Annotated in this window: 26 protein-coding genes and 3 pseudogenes; 18 read left to right on the forward strand and 11 right to left on the reverse strand. The window is 43.7% G+C overall.

What is annotated here, in order from left to right; all coding sequences use genetic code 11:
• Positions 1 to 120 precede the first annotated feature (120 nt).
• Together V7K21_RS30860 and V7K21_RS23800 are read left to right on the forward strand one after the other, a co-directional pair.
• Positions 121 to 374 (forward strand): annotated as a pseudogene (locus tag V7K21_RS30860) (DNA repair protein RecN); the annotation flags it as partial.
• Between the two features lie 462 nt (positions 375 to 836).
• Entirely contained in the window at positions 837 to 1181 is a 345-nt protein-coding gene (locus V7K21_RS23800) for a hypothetical protein (RefSeq protein WP_335177641.1), read from the forward strand.
• A 513-nt stretch (positions 1182 to 1694) separates the two neighbouring features.
• Here the strand turns inward: V7K21_RS23800 and V7K21_RS23805 are convergent.
• Complete coding sequence (locus V7K21_RS23805) at positions 1695 to 2441, reverse strand: TetR/AcrR family transcriptional regulator (RefSeq protein WP_335177642.1); 747 nt, start codon at positions 2439 to 2441, stop codon at positions 1695 to 1697.
• A 63-nt stretch (positions 2442 to 2504) separates the two neighbouring features.
• Between V7K21_RS23805 and V7K21_RS23810 the strand changes: the two genes are divergently transcribed.
• The 5 genes and pseudogenes from V7K21_RS23810 to V7K21_RS23825 all read left to right on the forward strand — a co-directional run bounded on the left by V7K21_RS23810 (position 2505) and on the right by V7K21_RS23825 (position 4269).
• On the forward strand, positions 2505 to 2741 hold the full coding sequence (locus V7K21_RS23810) for a transposase (protein ID WP_442948915.1): 237 nt from the start codon (positions 2505 to 2507) through the stop codon (positions 2739 to 2741).
• On the forward strand, positions 2738 to 2959 hold the full coding sequence (locus V7K21_RS30865; protein ID WP_442948916.1) for an FAD-dependent oxidoreductase: 222 nt from the start codon (positions 2738 to 2740) through the stop codon (positions 2957 to 2959). Before V7K21_RS23810 ends, V7K21_RS30865 begins: the two co-directional genes overlap by 4 nt.
• Positions 2960 to 2962: 3 nt before the next feature.
• Positions 2963 to 3160, forward strand: a complete 198-nt coding sequence (locus V7K21_RS23815; RefSeq protein WP_335177643.1) for a hypothetical protein — start codon at positions 2963 to 2965, stop codon at positions 3158 to 3160.
• 129 nt (positions 3161 to 3289) lie between these two features.
• A pseudogene (locus V7K21_RS23820) lies at positions 3290 to 3676 on the forward strand (nuclear transport factor 2 family protein); the annotation flags it as partial.
• Between the two features lie 113 nt (positions 3677 to 3789).
• Positions 3790 to 4269 (forward strand): DUF3237 domain-containing protein, encoded by a 480-nt coding sequence (locus tag V7K21_RS23825; RefSeq protein ID WP_335177644.1) that lies wholly within the window; start codon positions 3790 to 3792, stop codon positions 4267 to 4269.
• Positions 4270 to 4897: 628 nt separating this feature from the next.
• Here V7K21_RS23825 and V7K21_RS23830 read toward each other — a convergent pair.
• The 6 genes from V7K21_RS23830 to V7K21_RS23855 all read right to left on the reverse strand — a co-directional run bounded on the left by V7K21_RS23830 (position 4898) and on the right by V7K21_RS23855 (position 9376).
• The gene (locus V7K21_RS23830) at positions 4898 to 6166 is read right to left on the reverse strand and encodes an MFS transporter (protein ID WP_335177645.1); all 1269 of its coding nucleotides are present in this window, start codon (positions 6164 to 6166) and stop codon (positions 4898 to 4900) included.
• Positions 6132 to 6605 carry a MarR family winged helix-turn-helix transcriptional regulator gene (locus tag V7K21_RS23835; RefSeq protein WP_335177646.1) on the reverse strand — a complete coding sequence of 158 codons (474 nt, stop codon included), beginning with the start codon at positions 6603 to 6605 and terminating at the stop codon, positions 6132 to 6134. The genes V7K21_RS23830 and V7K21_RS23835 overlap by 35 nt, the downstream gene beginning before the upstream one ends.
• 132 nt (positions 6606 to 6737) lie before the next feature.
• Positions 6738 to 7592, reverse strand: a complete 855-nt coding sequence (locus V7K21_RS23840) for an ABC transporter permease (protein WP_335177647.1) — start codon at positions 7590 to 7592, stop codon at positions 6738 to 6740.
• Positions 7549 to 8400, reverse strand: a complete 852-nt coding sequence (locus V7K21_RS23845) for an ABC transporter ATP-binding protein (protein ID WP_335177648.1) — start codon at positions 8398 to 8400, stop codon at positions 7549 to 7551. The genes V7K21_RS23840 and V7K21_RS23845 overlap by 44 nt, the downstream gene beginning before the upstream one ends.
• Before the next feature lie 245 nt (positions 8401 to 8645).
• The gene (locus V7K21_RS23850) at positions 8646 to 9134 is read right to left on the reverse strand and encodes a DUF3368 domain-containing protein (protein WP_335177649.1); all 489 of its coding nucleotides are present in this window, start codon (positions 9132 to 9134) and stop codon (positions 8646 to 8648) included.
• Positions 9131 to 9376 carry a UPF0175 family protein gene (locus tag V7K21_RS23855; protein ID WP_335177650.1) on the reverse strand — a complete coding sequence of 82 codons (246 nt, stop codon included), beginning with the start codon at positions 9374 to 9376 and terminating at the stop codon, positions 9131 to 9133. The genes V7K21_RS23850 and V7K21_RS23855 overlap by 4 nt, the downstream gene beginning before the upstream one ends.
• A gap of 174 nt (positions 9377 to 9550) precedes the next feature.
• Between V7K21_RS23855 and V7K21_RS23860 the strand changes: the two genes are divergently transcribed.
• The 4 genes from V7K21_RS23860 (at position 9551) to V7K21_RS23875 (ending at position 11090) form a co-directional block, all read left to right on the forward strand.
• Positions 9551 to 9889 (forward strand): hypothetical protein, encoded by a 339-nt coding sequence (locus tag V7K21_RS23860; RefSeq protein ID WP_335177651.1) that lies wholly within the window; start codon positions 9551 to 9553, stop codon positions 9887 to 9889.
• Between the two features lie 219 nt (positions 9890 to 10108).
• Positions 10109 to 10462, forward strand: coding sequence for a DUF6883 domain-containing protein (locus V7K21_RS23865; protein ID WP_335177652.1), 354 nt, complete (start codon positions 10109 to 10111; stop codon positions 10460 to 10462).
• A 19-nt stretch (positions 10463 to 10481) separates the two neighbouring features.
• Positions 10482 to 10730, forward strand: coding sequence for a DUF4926 domain-containing protein (locus V7K21_RS23870; protein ID WP_335177653.1), 249 nt, complete (start codon positions 10482 to 10484; stop codon positions 10728 to 10730).
• 105 nt (positions 10731 to 10835) lie between these two features.
• Positions 10836 to 11090 (forward strand): hypothetical protein, encoded by a 255-nt coding sequence (locus V7K21_RS23875; RefSeq protein WP_335177654.1) that lies wholly within the window; start codon positions 10836 to 10838, stop codon positions 11088 to 11090.
• A 29-nt stretch (positions 11091 to 11119) separates the two neighbouring features.
• Here the strand turns inward: V7K21_RS23875 and V7K21_RS23880 are convergent, their stop codons facing one another.
• A complete protein-coding gene (locus V7K21_RS23880; protein ID WP_335177663.1) occupies positions 11120 to 11665 on the reverse strand; it encodes a protein-tyrosine phosphatase family protein in 546 nt (181 codons plus the stop codon).
• Between the two features lie 111 nt (positions 11666 to 11776).
• On the opposite strand from V7K21_RS23880, the gene V7K21_RS23885 reads away from it, so the two are divergent.
• Positions 11777 to 12373: an arsinothricin resistance N-acetyltransferase ArsN1 family B gene (locus V7K21_RS23885; RefSeq protein ID WP_335177655.1), complete on the forward strand. Its 597-nt coding sequence runs from the start codon at positions 11777 to 11779 to the stop codon at positions 12371 to 12373.
• Between the two features lie 75 nt (positions 12374 to 12448).
• On the opposite strand, the gene V7K21_RS23890 is transcribed toward V7K21_RS23885, so the two are convergent.
• Entirely contained in the window at positions 12449 to 13168 is a 720-nt protein-coding gene (locus tag V7K21_RS23890; protein ID WP_335177656.1) for a pyridoxine 5'-phosphate synthase, read from the reverse strand.
• Between the two features lie 293 nt (positions 13169 to 13461).
• Positions 13462 to 14544 carry a sulfonate ABC transporter substrate-binding protein gene (locus V7K21_RS23895; RefSeq protein ID WP_335177664.1) on the reverse strand — a complete coding sequence of 361 codons (1083 nt, stop codon included), beginning with the start codon at positions 14542 to 14544 and terminating at the stop codon, positions 13462 to 13464.
• Positions 14545 to 14757: 213 nt separating this feature from the next.
• Here V7K21_RS23895 and V7K21_RS23900 point away from each other — a divergent pair, with 213 nt between their 5' ends.
• The 4 genes from V7K21_RS23900 to V7K21_RS23915 all read left to right on the forward strand — a co-directional run bounded on the left by V7K21_RS23900 (position 14758) and on the right by V7K21_RS23915 (position 18675).
• Positions 14758 to 15390 (forward strand): class I SAM-dependent methyltransferase, encoded by a 633-nt coding sequence (locus tag V7K21_RS23900; protein WP_335177657.1) that lies wholly within the window; start codon positions 14758 to 14760, stop codon positions 15388 to 15390.
• A gap of 412 nt (positions 15391 to 15802) precedes the next feature.
• Positions 15803 to 15952, forward strand: coding sequence for a hypothetical protein (locus tag V7K21_RS23905; protein ID WP_335177658.1), 150 nt, complete (start codon positions 15803 to 15805; stop codon positions 15950 to 15952).
• Positions 15953 to 16272: 320 nt separating this feature from the next.
• Positions 16273 to 16632 (forward strand): VOC family protein, encoded by a 360-nt coding sequence (locus V7K21_RS23910; RefSeq protein WP_335177659.1) that lies wholly within the window; start codon positions 16273 to 16275, stop codon positions 16630 to 16632.
• Positions 16633 to 17247: 615 nt separating this feature from the next.
• A complete protein-coding gene (locus tag V7K21_RS23915; protein ID WP_335177660.1) occupies positions 17248 to 18675 on the forward strand; it encodes a hypothetical protein in 1428 nt (475 codons plus the stop codon).
• Between the two features lie 189 nt (positions 18676 to 18864).
• Here V7K21_RS23915 and V7K21_RS23920 read toward each other — a convergent pair.
• A pseudogene (locus V7K21_RS23920) lies at positions 18865 to 18996 on the reverse strand (alanine--glyoxylate aminotransferase family protein); the annotation flags it as partial.
• Positions 18997 to 19537: 541 nt separating this feature from the next.
• On the opposite strand from V7K21_RS23920, the gene V7K21_RS23930 reads away from it, so the two are divergent.
• Together V7K21_RS23930 and V7K21_RS23935 are read left to right on the forward strand one after the other, a co-directional pair.
• Complete coding sequence (locus V7K21_RS23930) at positions 19538 to 20416, forward strand: SDR family oxidoreductase (RefSeq protein ID WP_335177661.1); 879 nt, start codon at positions 19538 to 19540, stop codon at positions 20414 to 20416.
• Positions 20417 to 20825: 409 nt separating this feature from the next.
• Positions 20826 to 21494, forward strand: coding sequence for a DUF1345 domain-containing protein (locus V7K21_RS23935; RefSeq protein ID WP_335177662.1), 669 nt, complete (start codon positions 20826 to 20828; stop codon positions 21492 to 21494).
• Positions 21495 to 21781: the final 287 nt, after the last annotated feature.

The following is a 21781-nucleotide window of genomic DNA, read 5'->3' on the forward strand; positions in this document are numbered from 1 at the left end:
ATCCCGTAAATGAGGCACAAGACATCCATGCCTCTGACTCTACCATCAATGTGTATTTTCTCCGGTAACCTTTGCGAACCCCATGAACGGTTACCATACATCTTGTGTACCCACTAGCATTTAGTTGCTGCAATGGCTGATCGTCATTTGCGTGTGAATAAGCAAACTATATAATCAAGGCAAAGGTAAAAAAGCTAACAATGGCAACGCCGAGCGAGCAGCGTACCGTTGTAAGAGTTACTACCTTGGAGAATTTAACCACTCGCTAGGAAGAACTAGCGCCGTTAGCTGGTGAGAAATCTGCAAATGCGATCGCATTTGCAGAATCTCTGTTATCACAAGCTGCTAACCACCCTCGTGGGGAGCAAACTTAACAAGTTTAAGTTGCCAATTCTGAAAGAAGTAAGGAATAGGTTTACCACTCCTTTACTCCAGACACTGTTTAAGGTATGCAAGCAATCTGCTTCTTGAAGTTTTAAAAGTAGCATTATTTTTTATTATTTGTTATATCCATTTGTCAAGCCCGATTTATACCAATTTAAATGATCTTTCCTAGCAAACTTCAATAGTAAAAGTATCTAAAGATTTGACATCAGCATCTAAATATTTTTCATTGTAAAAATAAGTTAAGTTTTATATACTTATCGACATGATGATTGTTAATTACAGGTTTTTTTTATTCAGTAAATTTCATCAAAACACTCTGTAATTCAGTCGATAAATCTCAAGATTAGCAATTAAAAAAACAAAAAAAAGCTATCAAGAAAGCTAAATCGTGCTTTCTGTAAATTTATTAATGAAGCAAAATTTATATCCTAATAGGAGGATTAAATCTAATGGCATCTGATACAAATTCTGTTTTTGGTAACTCCCTTGGTGGTAGTCAAGCTAGCAATCTCAGCGATCCGTTTGCACCTGGAGGCGCTTTTGGCATCCCAACGGCTAACAGCTTCGACTTTGATAAGTATGGTATTCCAAAAGAAGGCAGTTTTGACCCTGCTAAGTATGGTATTCCAAAAGAAGGCAGCTTTAATTTGGGTAGCTCTGTGATCCCAACCTCTAACACCTTCGACTTTGCTAAGTATGGAATTCCAAATGAAGGCAGCTTAAATTTGGGTGGTTCAGCTAATAGCAGTATACCAAATTTTGGTGCTAGTAACGGTGGTTTCCCGATTGCTTAGTGCCAATTGCATAACTTTCAAGGCAATTGAAGTTAGATATTATCCCAAAACTCTGGGTTTTTCTACCTTTTAATTACGCGATGTACTACTTTCGCTAAACAAAAATTCCACTCTATGCAAAAGCTACAATATTCTGATTGTTATCTCTTGCTGGGGTGGAATTTTATTATATATGTGAGATTTGATAGTGGCTATAACTTGATTATCTAATAGTACCATTTTTTTTATATTGAAACAATTCTGTCTTTTGAAGGCGTTTTTTGGCTGATATAGGACTCATATTTTATTTTGGAAATATCCGTAGGGGAGCCAGTGCGTTGCCAGGGCGAACGCATCTAAATTACTCTTGACACAACCAACGTTAAGAACCAACGACAAAATCAGCATTTGTCCTTTGATTCACTTTCCAACCCTCAAAGCGATCGCTTAAATTTTTGTCAATAAACTAGACTTAATAATAAAAACCTAGATTCTATTGAGAATGAACTGTTCTTATTAACATGATGCGGCAAATCAAAGTTTCGTGTCGATGAACCGCGTGAGCCACTCATCAAAGAGGGCACGTTCTGCAGTGGTAAACGGACGTGCATCCTGCGATAAGGATGCTTTGAGGGCTACCGCGTAGCGGGTTGCATCGTTGCGGGGAGAGGGCGGAGCATGCGCAGACTCAGTGTGCGGGTCGGTGGTGATCGCCGCAAGGATCGCCTCACGGGTGGCGACCGAGAGCGTTCGGTCATGACTTGCACCGCCTTGTGCAATCAGTACGAGGACGACACCAGCCCCAGCGGCATACAGCATGTCCGCCGCACGCTCGATGCTGACGCTCAAGCGACCGGACTTGGCGACCCGCCGTACTCGCTCGAGAAGTACATCCTGCAACTTGACAGCAGTGGGATGCGGCGCACCCAGGCGGGGATTGCCGTACATCAGCGTGTACAGGGCGGGGTTAGCCAACCCGAAATCGACGTTCACGTCCCAGCCTCGGCGCAGGTCTTCCACGGGGTCTTCATCGGTCTCGCCCTTAAGATGGCTCGCGAGGTAGGTGGCGTAGCCCTGGCTGGTGACCGCGTCAAGCAAGCCCTGCATATCGCCGAACTGACGATAGATCGTCGGGATCTGTACGCCGGCGGCACTACTGACAGCTCGGGTGGACACTGCCTCGCGTCCCCCCTCAGTCAGTAGACGGGCCACCGCCTCCAAGATGCGATCGCGAGGATTCATATTGGTATTGCTATCCATGCTAACCATGATAACAATCATCCGTTAGCAGGTATTGTGTTATCAGTGAAATCGTGTTATGGTTATCGCTGTAATTATTTATCAGTGATAACTTTTATATTGTTATCACTGCAATTACCTCATGAAGATGAAATTAAGCCAGTCCCGGCAGATGGGGCTTACGACCAAAAACGTAGCTATGACAAGATTCGCAAACGCAGTGCTAGAGCAGCGATTCCACCCCGTAAAGGTACCAGGATTTGGCAGCATGGCAATAGCAAAGCCGAACGACACAATCGAGATGAAAACTTACGACACATTCGCCAAAAGGAGCTGACATGAAAACTTGCGATGAGTTACAGACCGTCGGCACAGTTGCCATTGTCGGGGCTGGTCCGGCTGGCTTAACGCTAGCGCGGTTACTACAGATGCGAGGCTTCTCCGTGAGGGTCTTCGAGCGGGACGACTCACCGACCTCGCGCACGCAAGGCGGCAGCCTGGACCTGCGCCCCAACTCGGGCCAGCGGGCGATACGTCAGGCCGGACTGGGTCAGGCCTAGGGGGTGAACCTGGCTCTGCTGGACGCGCTAGAACTGGCTGACAGCTTGACGGCCGACCCGGCCGCCTCCGTGACCGCAGCTGTGGAAACCTTCGAGACGCGCATGCAGGAACGCACGCAGCAGGAGATTAGTGAATGCCTTGATCGCGGGCGGGAAATCTATGGGATCGACATCCACTTCGACCGCCCGCCAAGTGCCTAGCGCGATCCCGCAATCTGAATACAAACATCTATTACTAGGGACAGCCATGACCGTTGATCAAAATCCTATCGCTTCTGCTGGCGACCACTTGGAGGTCATGGACGCCCTGTATGGTTCGGTGCCGGAGTCGACCACAACGACGTGGGACTCCTCTCCTCGGCGTTCAGTGAGGATGCCGTGGCTGATTTCAGTCCGTGCGATCGCCAGATGGGTCTTGAGTTCCCGCTTTTGACCGGGGGTGAGACGATTGTTCACTTCCTGAGCACCAACACCGGGACACAGATGACGACACACGTGATCATAAATGTGCGTGTCCACGTTGATGAAGATGTAGCGACGCTGCGAGCCTTGGTGGATGCCACCCACCTCCCGTCGAGCGACCACTCCCGGCAATGCCAGATGATGAACTGGTATGAGGTGGAACTTATCAGAGAGGGGCGGCTTTGGTGCATTCGTCGCCTCGTCATCGATAACGCTTGGTTCACCGGCGACCCTCAAGTGCTTTTAGGAAAGTAGCGATCGGGCGCTGGAACAGATCGGTGGGGTGCCACGCTTTCTATGAGTGTCGGCTCCTCAGCCCCGCCAGTTGATGAGTGTGTTAATAAAGCAGCAAACACGGAGGACACACAGTGCCTGAACAATCCCTGCAACTCGTCCACGAGTTCACGTTCCAAGTGGCCTGCAGCCACCCCCACGAAGCCGGGGCTGGTCCTTATGGCAATCGCCAGTACTACGAGTTGACTGGCGGCCGGATCGAAGGTTCACGGCTCAACGGCAAGCTCCTTGGATCAGGCAGCGACTGGATGCTCACCGGTCCAGACGGCTATATACGGATGGATGTCCGGGTTCAGATCGAGACGGAGGACGGGGCGGTCATCTGCGTCCACTACTTCGGACCAGCCGAGGCTAACGAGAAGTTGAGACGATCCGTGACCGCGATCGCGCCGACTGCGTTCGCCGACCAGTCGATCCACTCTCACTGGGTGCTGGAGACGGGCGATCCGCGGTACGCCTGGATCAACCAGGCGGTGTTTGTCGGACATGGACGGTTGCTCCCCGCCGGGCCTGGACTGCTGGGCTTCGAGCACTGGGTCTATCGGCTGTCTTGAACCAACCCGTTTCAAACTGCCAGTCACGTGTCTGGGATACCAAGGAGCGACGGCGTCGCAAATGCCAAGTACGCCAAGGAGGTAGACCTGCTTATCGACTTCGACGGCCGGGCACGACGGCTTTCCCCGATATTTAGGCTCCCCAGCCCCCGCTGCTGCTGAGCTGAGTCGTTTGGTGGTACAAACCGAAGGAGTACGTAACGTGGCAAAGTTAGAAACCGGAATTCCGGTTCCGTCTATGCCAATCCTACTTAGCTGACCACTTTGCACTTTTGTCAGACCCACGAATAGACCGCACGAAACGACACAAGTTAATTGGGTGTTAGCGCAGCGTTAGCGAGTCTTCTCCCTTGGCGCTAGCCTCTCTCTTTGGGAGAAGGGGAGACGCCAAGGGCGAACGAGCGTCACCCGTTCGCGCAGTGTCTCCGTCAGGAGAAGGGCGTTGTGTTAGCAAAGGGTAACGCACCACCCGAAGTTTTTGGTGCGTTACGGACTCCGTTCTAACACAACGCCAGTCCGCTCAAGTCGGAACCGCCCACGCGGCTGGCTCCCCTACGTATACTTAGATTTTTTCAAAAATCAAATCGGATTTCTATAGAATGCAATTTATATAAATAGATAAGTACTTCTATTTATACTCCTGCAAAGCCCCTAATTTCCGAATTCCTGGCCAAATCATTGCCGTAGCAATCACCACTACAATTGTGCCAATTCCACCACCCACAACCGAAATCACCGGGCCAAATAAAGCAGCAGTCAAGCCTGACTCAAAACCCCCCAACTCATTCGAGGCACTAATAAACACGCTATTGATAGCAGCAACCCGACCACGCAAATGATCCGGAGTTCTGATTTGAACTAATGTATGGCGAATCACAACGCTAATACTATCCAGTGCGCCACCAAGGGTAAGCATCAACATAGACAGCCAAAAAGAACGAGAAAGCCCAAAGATAATTGTCACAACGCCAAAACCAACCACTGACCACAATAAGGCTGGGCCTGCTTTGCGTAACGGTGGTAAATACACCAGCGTAATCGTCATTGTCAAAGCACCGATGGAGTTTCCTGCCTGGAGATATCCCAACTCTACTGGCCCCACATGTAAAATATCTTTGGCAAAGATGGGTAGCAACGCGATCGCACCACCCAACAATACAGCAAACATATCCAATGTAATCGCTGCTAAAATCAACTGATTCTGCCAAACAAACTTAGCACCAGATGACAGGGCTTTGAATGAGATTGGCTCAGTTAAGCGAATACCTTTTTGCTCTTTAATCGCCAGCGTTAAAATAAAACACAGCAATGCGGCGATCGTTGCTAGCACATATACGCCTGTAGCACTTCCTAGCAAAGCGATGCCGAATCCCCCCAAGGCAGGGCCAATCACAGCGGCTAACTGAAAGCTACTACTATTCCAAGTAGCTGCATTCGTAAACACACTGACAGGTATCAACTGCCACATCAGAGCATCACTAGCAGGTCTAGAGAACGCCCTAGCGACACCTGTTAATACCAAGCAGGCGTAAATTAGAAAAATTGCACCTTGAGTATAGGAAAGCACTGCCAAAGCCAGGGAGCAGAGAGCTAGCAACATCACTGACAGTAACATGATGAGTTTGCGATCGCGGCGATCAGCCACATGTCCGGTAATCAAGGTGAGAGCAATCATCGGCAAGACTTGCGCTAGCCCCACACCACCTAGAATGATAGGTGAGTTAGTCCGCTCATAGAGTTCCCAGCCGATAGCTACAGTTTGCATTTGCGACCCTATGGACAGTACCAGCCGTCCAATGGTAAATAGCCGATAGTCTCGAAATTTTAAGGCCGCAAAGGGATCGTGCTGTACAACCTCAGATTTATGGGGATTTGAGTTCGGTTTTCTCGAAGACATTTTTTAGTAGAGTTAAGCCTTCTTCAATATTTGAAATTTGTTCTTCTGTAAGACCTTTCAGCAGGTCGGTAATATGAGCGCGAGTTTGATCTTGGGATTGCTTCAGATGGTGTTTTCCATCTTCAGTCAAATTGAGCAGCACCCGCCGCCGCTCTTGAGGATGAGCTATGCGTTGCACAAAGTCGCGTTGTACCAAGCGTTCTATAGTTGCTGATGCTGTGGCAGAGGTGACACCTAAATGCTCTGCCAAATCAGATAATGAAGCACCAGGATTGCGGTTGATAAATGCCAGCGATCGCAACTGAGGTATAGATAAAAAGGCGGCACTATGGGCACGCATATCCGCTCGGATAAACCGCATCATTAATGGAACTGTGTCCATTACCCTAGTGGCACATTCTTCGGAAGTTGTACCTTGAGTAGGTTTATCCAAGGTCATGGGCTTGTTGTTCTCCTGATTACATCGCCACCCGTGGATTAAGTTTTCCACCAATGATGGCTAAGATTATTAGTGTTAATAAGAGAATTGTACAATCCAGACCAAAGCCATAGATGCTAGTTCCATTGCGGATTACATTGCTACCCGTGGATAAAGTCGTCCACCGATAATGGCTAAGATTATTAATGTTAATAAGAGAACTGCCAAATCTAAACCAAAGCCATAAACGCTGATTCCATCCACTAGCATTGTGCTGCGTAAGGCGTCAACCTGATAAGTTAAGGGATTCAAGTGGGAAACAAACTTTAACCAGTCGGGCATCATTGCGATCGGATAAATAGCATTGCTGGCAAAAAAAAACGGCATGGTTAACATTTGTCCAATTCCTGTCATCCGCTCTCTGGTTTTTGCCAAACAGCCAATAATTAATGAAAAAAGACAAAAGCAAGCCGCCCCCAGCATCACTATCAGTAGCGCTTGCCCAAAAGCTAAAGGATGGAGATTTAATTTTACACCTGAGACAAAAGACAGTACATAAATTACTGCTACCTGTGATAAGCACCGTACCCCACATGCTAGAGCCTTGCCCAAGACCATTGCTATACGGGGTGTAGGACTAGCAAGAAATTTATGTACAATCCCTAAATCTCGCTCCCAAATTAGTGTAATTCCACCGCTGAAAATCGCCACATTCAACACGCTTTGAGCGAGAATGCCAGCAGCCATAAAGTCTAAATATGGTAAGTTCCCTGTCGGAACTTCCCGAAGTTTGGAGAACACTTGCCCAAAAATCAGCAACCATAATAACGGTTGCACTGATCTGACTGCTAAATCAGTGGGATCGTGGCGGAGTTTACGCACTTCCAATTCGGCGATCGCCAGGGTTTTCGTAACTAGCTCTTTAATTGCAGAGATCAAATTTACTCGGACAGTGGGTGGTGCTTTAACCCAACCGTTGAGCAGTACGTCTGGTTCTTGCTGTGTCACGGTAGTTCACTCCTGATGTTAACTGGTCGCCTGTATAGTAAATAAAGACATCATCTAAAGTTGCATTTGGATTATCTAAAGAAGCTTTTAAGTCGCTTGGTGAACCTGTAGTAACGACTTCACCTTGCTGCATAATCGCCACTCGATTACATAAGCTGTCCGCTTCTTCTAAAAAGTGGGTTGTTAAAAATATAGTTGTGCCGTAATCAGCACAGAGTTGTAGTACAAGCTGCCATACTTGAGTTCGAGCGATCGGATCTAGTCCGACAGTCGGCTCATCAAGAAACAAAATTTTGGGTTGATGCAGAACTGATACGCCGATTTCCAGCTTGCGGATCATCCCACCAGAATAGTTTCGTACCAAGCGCTTCGCCGCATCTTGCAAACCCATGTATTCTAGAATCTCATAAATGCGGCGATCACGTCCTTTGGCAGGTGTTCCATACAGCTTGGCGAAGATTAAGAGATTTTCGTAACCCGTGAGGCTACCATCAGCAGAAAGCGCCTGGGGTACATAGCCGATAGCGCTTCTCACAGGATTAGGTTGACGAGTCACATCATAGCCAGCCAGAGTTGCTTTCCCTGCACTGATAGGCAGTAAAGTTGTCAACATCTTAATAACTGTACTTTTCCCTGCCCCATTGGGCCCAAGTAGGCCAAATACTTCGCCCTGTTCCACAGATATGCTCAGGTTATTAACTGCGGTTAACTTGCCAAAACGGCGTGTGAGTCCCTGAGTTTCCAAAATCGGCGGTCTTGTTTCCTTAGGAGATTCTGACCGATTTATTTTTCCCGTCAGTATTGTCACAAGTTTGATGCACTTCCATTGATTAGTAAAACTAACTATTAGCTTCTCAATATATTTGTTTGAAGTCAATAGACTTCTGGCATAAATTTGAATTAGAGTAAAAAGAAACACAGTAGAATGGTGGCGAGGTTATTCATGGGCGAAGTATCACTGACAAATTAACCGCAAACACATGCTAAGATGGTTAATAGGTGAAAAATTTTCAGAATGCCTACTGCTGCTCAGTTAGGAAGTCTATGCCGCATTTAATTTTCATCAACAACCTGCAAAACCCTCTTGTATAAGGGTTCCGCCACCCAAAATCCTGCCTGGTTAATCAGTGCATCTAACAAAGGTTTCACAGCAGAAATCAGCCTTTGACTTTTAGCTTCAACCAAGATTCCTAAAATTCCTGTGTAACCAAGATTTAGCCTAGCTGCAACTATGCGACCACGACGTTCATCAATCAAAACTTGATCTGCTTTCATTTCCAACGCTAGAGCGAGCGCTTCAGCTTCACCAATATCCAGTTCATTGCTGAGTGCTTTAACCAGTATACGATCTTGAACTGGACGAGTTTGAATCCAGATAAAAGTTTGGACTTCAATTGCACCTGCAACTGGAAAGTTGGGATCAGTCAGTTCTCGGTAGACAGCTTCAGGAATTAGGACTGTTGCATAAAGCTGTTGTAGTAAATGAAGATGGTTAATGGCGGCAAGGTTATTAATGGGCGAAGTATCACTGACAACGATCACAGTCTACCCATCGCCCGCAAGTTTTCTATATCTTGGTCAAAATCCTCGACCCCATAATGCACTGAAATTTGACGACTTGCGAGTAGATGCTGAAATGCTATACGATTCATACCTGCAAATCGGCTGGCTTGAGCAAGGGTTAACTTTTCTTTTTGAAAGAGCATCACTGCAATTTCCTGCTTCATTTCGCCTTCAGTCATCCGAGTTGCGCTTAATATTTCATTAGGAATGACGACGCTCATAATCATAATCCTCTTTATCACTACTATTCTAAGCAGCTTGGGCATCGCCAAGTGACAATCAGGTAAATAAATCGAACCGTATCCTTTTTATAAATCTTGTTCATGTAATAATGTAACGCTTTGTTCTGGTTTGGGAACCCTAAGAATAATACTTGAGTACTGAATACGGTCTATATGGCAATAAAGGATGTTCTTGCAGATTTCGAGGGAGATGATTTCGTCACTCCGAGAATCATTCGTGCTACTAGCAGTTTTAATGGTCAAGGTACTTCACTTTATTACTATATTTATGGTAAAGATTCTGATGGGCTTGTTGCTGGCCTAAAACTAGACTTCTTTAAAGATGTTCGCTTCACTAACTTTAAGAAACCTCATTCAATAGAGAAATATAAACCTTATTTTGATAAATTTATTTCTGCATGGTCTTGTAGCCACGATGATATGTTGCAATGTTTTGCATCATCGAATTCAGTAACAAAAGTACAATTAGACAAGATGGCTAGACATTGGTAAATTCCTGTAGAGCGATTTATCAATACCTTATTACTTGCATATATGTTGTTGTGGGATGCTGAGGATGATGGCTGGCTTGATAGCTCTGATTGGGACGGCGGAGATCTCGGGGGTTCTTTGCCTTCAGCAAAGCGATGAGTTGAGTGCGATCGCCTATGCTAATTTTGAGAGCGATGCCTACGGCTGGCTACGCCTACGCATCAAATCACGTTTGAGAATATGCAAGGCTCTAGTTCAACTAATCTAATCCCAAATGCAGAAAATGCAGTCGTTGATATTCGTAAATTGCGTGATTACTGCCTTAATTTAGAGCATGATGAAGGAAAACATAAAGCTTGTCTCTTTTCATCAATCTTAAGTATGACAGCAGACAATGCTGAGGAATTACGCCAAATTCTTTTGGAAACAGTCAAAACGCATGAAGTTCGCTTGGGACGGCGCGATGAATTTGGACAACGCTATACTTTAGATTTCACGTTGGAATGGCAAGATAGAAGTGCAACCATTCGCAGTGGTTGGATTATCGAAGAAGGTTCTGATGTCCCAAGATTAACAACCTGCTATCCTCTGTAATATCTGGAAGTAAGACAAGATGAATAAAAGTACAATCAAGTTGCTGGATGTAGTAGCAGTGACAGTTGATCTGCCTGAATACAACCTGTACCGTGGTCAAGTTGGGACAGTAATAGAATTATTAGCTGGTGGTGCTGCATTTGAGGTTGAATTTAGCGATCGCAATGGCCGCACATACGAATCTGTCGGTTTACGCCCAGAGCAAATTATGGTGTTACATTTTGAGCCAGCATCCCCTGATTTAGTAAGGCCAATGGTGATAGCATAAGTTGTTGTGCCCAGAGTGATGCCTACGGCTGGCTGCGCCTACCCAGCTTTATCAGATATTCTGAAATAAAATCATATCTATAAACCTTCCACAAAATATCCGATTATGGCGATCGTTGTTTCCCTTAGCCCAGAATTAGAAGCACGACTGCGCGAGAAAGCTGCACAGCAAGGACAAGATGTTAGTTTCGTTGCAGCACAATTGCTAGAGGCTGTCCTAGAGTGGGACGTGCAAGACTTAGAAGCAGCTATTAAGGGTATTCAACATGGATTAGAAGACTTTGAAGCGGGTAGATTCCGTTCATTTGATGATTTTGCTGACGAGCAGCGTCGCAAGTATAATCTGCCAGCCGATTCATGAAATACCGATTAAATAGGATAATAGCAAACTCAAGATCCTTTATGCACTGCTAGACGGCAATCATTCAGAAGCACATCAAGTTCTTTTACAACTTTCCAAGGATTTCTGCCTTTTAACACAGCAGCGATCGCAGCCTCATAAGGATTTCTACCTGTTCTTTTCACAGCAGCTATTGCAGCTTGATTTGATAATCCTCGGACACTAACTAGCCATGCCGCTAATACATGTCCAGTACGTCCAATTCCACCAGAGCAGTGGACTACGACTTTCTCATTTTGCTTATCTGCTTCGATTAAGAAAGGAAGTATTTTCTGTGTGAGGGTTTCTAAATCAGATAGATGGAAATCTGCAATTGGTGCCCAACAAACTAGCTGATTACAAAATTCCTGTTTGTATGTACTTATAAGTCCAGAATAATAAGCTAGCTGTTGATCAGGAAGAAGGCAGCAAACTCGTTTGATATCTTGACACTTCATGAATTCTATCCAATCTTGAACCTTATTGTTAGTGTATCCAGGTCGTGCAGCACCAAACACTATTTGCTCGTTTTCCCAAGCTGGGGTAAACTTATATATATTTAACAGTCTGACTTCGGAATCTTGGAAGTTGCTCGTTGCAGCCATAAAATAGTTAGTTATTTTTTGATTAACATAGAATACTTTGCCAAAGCCCAAAAAGGATCTGCAATGAAGGCTGTAATCAGACTAGCTAATGAAAGTGATGCCTTAAAAATGCTGGCAATTTATGCGCCAGTTGTCCGAGAAACTTCGATTTCCTTTGAGATAGAACCTCCTAGTGAAACGGAATTTCAAGGGCGCATCAAGAACTATCAACAGCAAATGCCTTGGCTGGTGTGTCAAATTAACGGTGAACTTCTAGGTTATGCCTATGCTACTCCCTACCGGACTCGTGCCGCTTACCAATGGTCTGTGGAATCATCTGTGTACGTAAATGTTGAGCATCGCAGAAAAGGAGTTGCTAAAGCCTTATATAGTTCCCTTTTTCAGTTACTTCAACTCCAAGGATTTTACAACGTTTTTGCCGCGATCGCTTTACCTAATCCAGCAAGTGTAGCTGTACATGAGGCTGTCGGTTTTTCACCTGTAGGTGTATTTTGCAAAGTTGGGTATAAATTTAGTGAGTGGCATGATGTCGGGTGGTGGCAACTATCTCTGCAACAACAACCGCTACCTGTAAATCCACCTCTTTCTTTGCTAGAACTTCAAAAATTGTCTCTGTGGGATGAAGCCTTAAAAAGTGGACTCCCGCTACTTCGAGTTTAAATTAGCTTCTTGCCATTATAGATTCTGGCATACTAACTTTTGAAGTACTTTTGGGATTCGGAAAAGTTTTTAAATCTAATTCAAAGATAGGATTTTTAAATACTCTTGTACAGCAGTAAATAGTCCCACCTCCAAAGCATCGGCAATCAGGGCATGACCAATAGACACTTCAAGTATGCCATAAATTGAACAGAACTTTTCTAAGTTTTGTAGATTTAAATCATGCCCAGCGTTGACTCCTAAACCAATTTCCTGAGCCTTTTGTGTTGCTTGTTGGTAGTCTTGAAATACAGACTCTACATTGCCATTACGAAAAGCTGTAGCATAAGGTTCTGTATATAGCTCAATGCGATCGCTTCCAATCTCTTTAGCACGTTTAATTTGAGTTAAGTCAGTATCCATAAACAGGCTAACTCGAACTCCGAGGTCTTTTAACTCTCGAATGATTGGTCTGAGCCAAAAGCCATCTGTAGCCAGATCCCATCCGTGGTCTGATGTGAAAGCATCAGGTGCATCGGGAACTAAGGTACACTGCGTTGGTTTGATTTTTCGGACTATCTCTAAAAATTCAGGTGATGGATTACCTTCTATGTTGAACTCAACAGTCAATATCTGCGCCAGTGCATTGACATCTTCGGGCTTGATATGTCGTTGGTCTGGGCGTGGGTGAACTGTGATTCCCTGTGCGCCAGCTTTAATGCAGGTAAAAGCCGCTTCAATCACACTCGGTCTACCAAAATTTCGAGTATTCCTGAGTAAAGCGATTTTGTTAAGGTTAACGCTGAGATTGGTCATACTACAAAATTTAGTCCATCGTTAGGTTTGTTATTTACCGCCTGATATATAAATGATTTGTGGATTTTACGAATAGTTGGATATGGATCTGAAGAGTATTTAAATCGCTCGGCATTATAAACTTGAGGTTCGAGGAATATATCTGCGATCGTTGCTTCCTTGTCGGGAGCGGGTACATACAATTTCCAGTAAAACTGAATTGGTGCCTCATTATTTCTGTCGGAATCATTAACTTGTTAATTTAGCTTGTAACATCATTCGTAATTCCCAAATTAGGAATTACGAATTAGGAATTAGGAATTATTCACTTTGCCTTGCCAAACAATTTCCTTAACTTTGATTTCTTTCGGAATCAATTTAATTTTGTAGAAAGTATCTGCAACCTCTTGTTGTTTAGTAATTATTTCATCTGTGAGCGGAAGTACATCATACTCACGCCGCTTTTCTGCTATTTCCAATACAGGAGCATCTATACCCAAAGCAGGGGAAAGAAATTTAGCAACTTCACCAGGATTATTCTTTGCCCAGTTGCTGACTTCCTTGACCTGATCTAGAACTATTTTCAAGGCATCCGGCTTGGCATCAACAAAAGATTTTGCAGCCAGATAATAACCACGATTGGGAGCTAATCCGGTCGCGTCTGCTAAAGTCCGTGCGCCTGTTGCTGCTTCTGCTGCGGCTAAATAAGGGTCCCAAATTGCCCAAGCATCAACGTTTTTTCTCTCAAAGACAGCACGAGCATCGGCGGGAGTGAGAGTTACTCGTTGGATGTCACTGTACTGTACTCCTGCTTTTTCCAGTGCTTTCACCAATAAGTAGTTAGCATTAGAACCTTTGGCAAAAGCAATTTTTTTGCCCTTGAGTTCAGCTACACTTTTAATAGGTGAATCCTTGGGCACCAGGATGGCTTCAGCTTTGGGACTCCAAGGATCGTAGGCAACATAAACCAAAGGAACACCCCCAGCTTGAGCAAATATAGGTGGTGATTCTCCGGTATAGCCAAAATCAATACTGCCTGCATTCAATGCCTCTAGGAGTGGGGGGCCAGCCGGAAATTCTGACCAAGTTACGGAAGATCCTGAAGCTGCAAAAGCTTTCTCTAATTCCCCTTTCGCCTTCAGTGCATAGAGGACAGTTGAGGCTTTCTGGTAACCTATGTGAACTGTAGTACTGCTAGCGCTAGCTGCTGGACTGGGGCTAGCTGCCTCTTGTGTGGCATTGTTGCTTGCGCTTGGAGAACAAGCAGAGACAGCCAAAGTTAAACTAAGTCCCACTGCAAACAGTAGGGAAAAGGTGCGGATTCTTTGTTGTTGGAACCTTTGGAGAAAAGCAAAACCCATACTCAACAGTTGGGTTGGAGAGAACTTATTCAACATCATCACTCTGCTTTCAGGGTAAATTAATATCAGACTTCTGCAAACCTACGGCATAACTCCGGCAAGTTTATTGATTTACCGTATGATTAGAGAATGATAAAAATATCACATAGTTAAAGCGAAAAAGCAAGTTTATTCGCTGAATAAAAAATTTTCCTTAAAGCTATGGCTATTGGTGTCAAATCTAAACTCAATCGGATCATAAAGTAGGCGATGACAGATAATATTCTTCAACAACAGATTGAGTACTATCGCGCTAGAGCCAACGAATATGATGAGTGGTTCTATAGGATAGGACGCTATAATCGCGGTATCAAAAACAATCAGCGCTGGTTTAATGAAGTAGCTGTTATCAAAAATACATTAAACCAAATTGGCGTGGTGGATGATATTTTAGAGTTAGCATGTGGAACAGGTATCTGGACGCAGGAGCTTTTAAGTCTCGGGAAAAAAATTACTGCGATCGATGCCTCTGAAGAAGTGATTGCAATTAATCGCTCTAAGTTATTTTCACTGAGTGTTGAATATCACTTAATTGATTTATTTGCATGGCAACCTGATACTGAATATGATTTAGTGTTCTTTGCTTTTTGGCTCTCTCATATGCCACCAAAATTACTCGATTCATTTTTGACGAAAGTTTATCAATCTGTTCGCGTTGGTGGACAAGTATTTATCATTGATTCTTCCTTTGAACCGACATCAACGGCTAACAATCATATTCTTGAAGACGATGGAAACATATATAAAAGCCGTAAATTAAATAATGGTCAAGAATTCCAGATTTTCAAGATTTTTTATCAGCCAGATGAACTTAAAAATAAGCTAAAAAAAGCAGGTTTTTAGGCTGAGGTGAAGGTGACAGATAAGTATTTTATTTATGCACAGGGGAAAAAGGTTTAGCAGATAGCCCACAGGGAGCATCCCAAATGTGTAAAAACATAATTTGTCATTACGTAGGCGGAGCCTTCCCGTAGGGTACGGAATGCAGTCAAGCAAAGCAATCGTTTTGTACAGATCAAGTGAATTGCAACATTTGGGCTACCCTAAGGGTTCTGGGTTCGCAAAGCGTCTGGTAGAGTTGAACTACGCTTCATTTGTAAATTTGCCTGCATTGGGATGCTCCCTAGCCCACAAACTTATGACACACTCTTGAGAGGATGTCTAACAAGTATCAAATATTTGCTGATCTTGCCAGTCACTTCACTTGGGGAAACCCCAGACGCTCTTTACAAGACCAGAGGCGAACGCAGACTCGTTGGCGCAGCCTCTTCTCTACCAGAGGCTGCGCTATGGGCAAGAAGGCATCGTCTCACGTCACTTGACGCCAGTCCGCTCAAGTCGCCAGACCCGCCCACACGGCTGGCTCCTCTACTTGACAGCCCAAGACCGCATTGGCTCCCCATGAGCAAGTGGTGTGGATTTAGAGGGATCTCTAAGCGTTTTGTGTATACAAAAAACTTTTCAGACATCCTCTAAAGCTAGGTACTGATGCTTGAGCATGTATATATATTGGTAATAGCTATACAGATGACTTCTATGGAGCTAAAGGTGTAGAAATGAAATGTATTTTGATTGACAGTGAACAACGTGATCAACAGCTAGGTGAATAGAGAGTTGAAGACCTTTTTCAAATTGAAGATAGGCTATTTATCGATCAATCTTAGTTAACTATGATTGCCGAGTAAGCCAAATAAAATACACTAGCTGCTTAATAGACAGTTTGCAATGCAAATTATTAAAGTACTAACTAGAGTCTATCTGAGTCCGATAGAGTTGGATGAGGCGATCGCTTTCTATGAAAACCTTTTTACAGAAAAATGTTGGTTGTGGTTTCAATATTCCGAGGCGGAGTTGGAACTTGCAGGTGTGGGTTCTATTCTTTTAATTGCTGGTTCGGCTGAAACACTCTCTCCATTCAAAAGTACACACGCAACATTTCTAGTTGACTCCCTCAATGATTTTAAAGAAGTACTTATTCAGCAGGGTGCAGTGATTCTGGCAGAACCTAACAATGTCCCCACTGGAGTTAATATGCGAGCGATGCATCCTGATGGAACCATTATTGAGTATGTTGAGTTTGGATAATTAATTTTTAACCCAAAAAGGATTTGCTGTGAAGGCTGCAATCAGACTGGCTAATGAAAATGATACAACAGCGCTATAGCAATCCTAAATCATTCGTGAGAAATAAAATCGCTTAAATGCCTATAAATACGTACTTTTAATCTCCGTATTTTCTCACGTTTCAATTCGCATTCCTATAATCCAAGAAGTAAGAAAGCTTATACAGTAACCTTTTTAGGTTTTTTCAAATGGATAGTTATTTCTGCTGTGCTGCACTAGTCACTTGCTATATTTTGGGAGATAAAGGCTACTCAAAAATTCTTAGCGAATTTTCCGGAATCGATAACAGCGGGGTGGTATCACTTATTAGAGCATCGATATTATACTGAACCTCTATAACTAACCTTCGGGGAATATAGCCCCATTGTTTCCGCTCAAAAGCTCGGTCTTCATGACCGGGCTTTTGATGTTTATACCAAGTTGCAGTCGAGCAATTCTGGGTTAGAGCGATGCCTACGGTTGGCTACGCCTACGCAGCCCTTGTTGAAACTGTAAGTGTATCAAATAAAACTATTGTCCAGAAACTTTTAAGAGATTTTATCGGTCTGCTTCTCCAAATTCTACAAAAATCAACCAATGTCATCTTCTGCTCAAGGTATTCCCGGATTACCCGATTTGACGCATCCGATTGAGCTTGTTCAATTTGGAACCCAGGCGCTCAAAGTTTCACTGTTATTAGTATTTTTGATTGTAGCTTTGGGAGTTGCGATCGCTCTGATCAGTTTTTCCCTGCGTCGAAGCCAGCCGGAACAACTTATATTCATCGGCGAATGGGCTATTCGTTATTCCCAACTGTTGCAGGGATTACAGCATTTAACTCTGGTATTAGTTCTGTTAATACCGGGATTTTTTCTCTGTTCAACTTTAAGCAATCGCTACCACTACTGGGAACAAGCAAAGGTGGCTCAAGTAGCTGAAAGTGTTGCAGGTGAGAAGCTCGAACAATTTGCGCCCCAAGTGCGCTACTCTATTCGAGAGCCATACTCTTATACCACTCAAGTCAATGGCAAAATAGTTAAGGTAAACCAGACACGAGAGATCAACCGCTTTTTGACGTTAGCTGGTTCGCAAATTCAAGTCAAGCTTGACCAAAGTATAGATGTTCCAGGTCGCAGCTCAATTTATCGGGCAAATTATACTGCCGATTATAAAATAGCTAACCAACTCAAGGATATTAATAATTTTTTCTTTGAAGCACCGCCACCCAACGGCTATACACTGCTTGCTAGCTACAAAATCGAGCGTGACAATACTAGGTTACAACAAACCAATCCGGGAGACTATGGTTTTCCCTTCCAGCTGCAACCAGGCGAAGAAACCACTTTTCGAGTCACCTATCAGGCTAGAGGCGGGCCTCGCTGGGTTTATAGTGCGGCGGGACAGATGCTATCTAACTTCCGCCTCACCGCAATTGCTAACTTTGCTCCGGCTAATTTTGCCAGTGGTATTGAACCTGATGAGATTAAATCTGACGGACGCAGTACGCAATTTACTTGGAAATTTGATGATAATGTCTCAGTCAAAAATCCATTTGGAGTGTTTACCAACACCGAACCTATTCGTCATACGGGAGTAATTCCGCGTCTTTTATTACTAGCACCAGCAATATTTTTGTGGTGGATATTGTTGTTATATTTGTCACTGCCAATGAGTTACAAAAATGTAGCGCTCGCTGGTGGTATTTTCTTTGCTTGTCTGTTGATTTTGACCTATCTAGCTCGCGTTATAAATGCTCAATTGGCTTGGACTTTAATTTCCATCATCTTACTAATTTTAATATGGGGATTGGGAGCCAGCCGCAGTGCTTGCCTGGCTGCGATTATCTGCACTCTTGCTGGAGCAGTATTACCCATCTTTGGATTATTAATACCGTTTAGCGGCCTCACCCTCAGCCTAGCAGGTTTGCTTTCAGCCGTTTGGCTAGGAGTTCGTCACTGGTATGGCTGGTACAATTTGCACCCAGAAGACCAAAGATTGCAGGCTCAGAAAAACGTTAAAGATTAGGTGATTCCGTTATAATTAGCGAAGTTTTAGCAAATAGCATTTATGGATAACGATTTACTGGCTTTCTTTGCAGCTGCTGGGTTACTTATTGTCTATCTCATCTTTTCTGCATTGACTGAAATGGGAACTAAACTACCTTGGAAGAAATAACCTAATGGGAGGATAAAGTTACTAAAATCAAAAATCTGCTGAAGTATTCATTGCCTGGAGAACTGTAGGATGGGCATTGGAGGGCCCAGACCCCAACAGCAGACGGGATGGGATTTCTAGCGGTGTGAGTTGCAAGCGCCCAGAGTCGTTGATGGAAATTGTTTGCGTCATAATCTGTCTTCGCTTAGACGATACTTACCGGATCATAGAGCGATCGCATCACCGATATTTTAGTGAATCTGTCATCTGCCAGAAGATGCGATCGCACTAAAGTATTACAGTGATTAAAACCAAAGTGTGAGAGTATACTTATTTACTTTTCCTAAGACATAATTATGGTTTTTACTAGCAAACCTCCGAATAATTTAGATGTTAACAACAGTAAATTAGTACCTTGCCCTAATTCTCCTAACTGCCTTTCTAGTCAGAGTGCAGATGTAGTTCACAAAATTGCACCACTGACTTTATTTTAGAGAAGCAGATACTCTAAAATTGATTGATTGTAAAAAATTCCTGGCGAGAGAGCTTTTAAAAGCTTACCTTTAATGGAATAAGTACGTTAAAGATGTTCAAGCAGGTTGCATTCAAAAACATGAACAATTAGACTTACCGCAAGAAGTTTAAATCGAAACTAGCGCGTGACAACGCACTTTTTAAAATTGCTAATAAATAAGTATTGTACTAATACTTTATTTCTTTTAGGAGAATGCCAATGACGATTTTAGTAACTGGTGTAACTGGGAACATTGGGGGAGAAGTCATTCAGCATCTGCTGAACCGAGATGTTGTAATTCGAGGATTGGTGCGAGATGTGAAAAAAGCTGCTATTCAAGCGCAAGGGATAGAACTGGCACAAGGTGATTTCTCACAGCCACAAACTTTAGACCCTGCCCTTCAAGGCTGTGAAACCGCTTTTCTGGTTACCCCCAACGAGCCACGTCAAGTTGAGTTAGAATGCAATTTTATTGATGTAGCAAAACAAGCAGGCGTTCGCCATGTTGTAAAGATTTCTGTGCTTCATGCTGGGGAATTACCCAGTAAGTTTCAACAGTGGCATCGCCAAATTGAAGAACACTTGGAAGAATCAGGCATGGCATGGACACATTTACGCCCGAATATGTTGATGCAGAATATGCGCTGGTTTGCTCAAACGATCGCGCAACAAGGTGCATTCTATAATTCAGTCGGAGACACAAAAATCTCTCATGTCGATGCGCGAGATGTAGCAGCAGTGGCAGCCGTCTGTCTGAGTCAGTCAGGACACGAAAATCAAGCCTACGACCTGACCGGCCCCGAAGCCGTTTCATTTGATCAAGTTGCGGACTATTTTGCTAAAGTCTTAAACCAAGAAGTTAAATACGTCAATCTCACACCTGCCGACCTCAAAGCGGCTCGACTCGCCAATGGAGAACCCGAATGGTATTTGGATGCGGAAGGGCAGTTATTTGACTGCTGGAAAGCTGGAGCAGGCTCAATGGTGACAACGCTGATCACAGATATCTTACACAAGCCTGCAACTTCATTTGAATTGTTTGCTGAGTATTACGCTCAGGTTCACGTTCAAGATTTTTCTACACCTACAAAGGGTTGATAATGCAGCACGCTTTAATATAGCTTGGCTCAAATCCAGCTACCATCTTAATTAACGTTCTTTTATTACTCTTATTAGAGAATATTTCAAACCTTCTTTCTCCGTGCTTGATTTCAAACAAAGATTTTTTGGCAATGCTTATCAAGCGAGGCTTTGAAAAAGATTCAAGGTCAGCATCTTATTTTTCTCTCCTCAGAGACATAAAAGAGCGTTAACCATTAGGCGGACTGCCCTTCTTTTTTGGCTGACGCTGCGCGTAGGTTGTTTCCCTACAGGACTAAGGGAAGCCGCTTCTGTATAGCCGAGTCAGTGTGTTGGGTGACTTCATAGACTTGTACTCCTTCGGGTTCTCCAAAGGCTAGCAACTGAAGTACAATTTTTAATCTCTATTACTTGGTGCAAGATATCTGTGAACCTGAATTTATTTAAAAACTTTGACCCCCGACTCCGACTAATCATTGCAGTCGGACTCGCTGTATTAGTTTCAGTAATCCTTCCGCATTTGCTGCACTTACCCACTCGCATCCTCTGCGCTTGGAACTCCGGTATAGACTTTTTCTTAGCCGTAACGTGGTGGAAAATGATTAAGGCTACGCCAGAAAAAATTCGCCGTTATGCTGAGAATGAATATGAAGGACATTTAGCTATATTCCTGCTGGTAATAGCTGCGGCTTGTATTAGTGTTTTAGCCATTGTGTTTTTACTAAATGATAAAAAAGGGTTATCAACAATTCTGCTTACCCTACATGTCATACTTGCAATTATGACCATTGTGGGTTCCTGGTTACTAGTGCATACGATGTTTGCTGTGCAATATGCACACAGCTATTACAAATATATTAATCGTAATAATAGTCAAGAAATCACCAGAGGATTAGATTTTCCTAATAACGACTGTCCAGACTATTGGGAATTTTTATATTATTCATTTGTAGTTGGCATGACTAGTCAAGTTTCAGATGTGCAAACTACATCACCCGATATGAGGCGCTTGACTCTATTACATAGCATATTATCCTTCTTTTTCAATACCACCATTTTGGCTATGACTATTAATATCGTTGCATCGCTGATTTAAAAATTGCTTGACTCAGCCCAAAGTAAGATTATTTGCTTCTCTACTTCCAGAAAGAGGAAGTTCTATTGCCAGTTTTTCAACATGAACTTAACTTGAGATAATCGGAGTAAGTTTATGGCTGATCAAACAATAAATGAATTGCCTGTTGAAATTCAAGAACAGTTACCTGAACACGCACAGCAGATTTTTGCAGCTGACTTTTCCCGTTAAGTCTCTTTTGCAAGCTGCCAACCCTCACAGAGATCGTGTAATTTTAACCAACCTCGCCACAGTACCTGGATACCAAT

It is taken from the genome of Nostoc sp., assembly GCF_036919595.1.
Lineage (GTDB): Bacteria > Cyanobacteriota > Cyanobacteriia > Cyanobacteriales > Nostocaceae > Nostoc.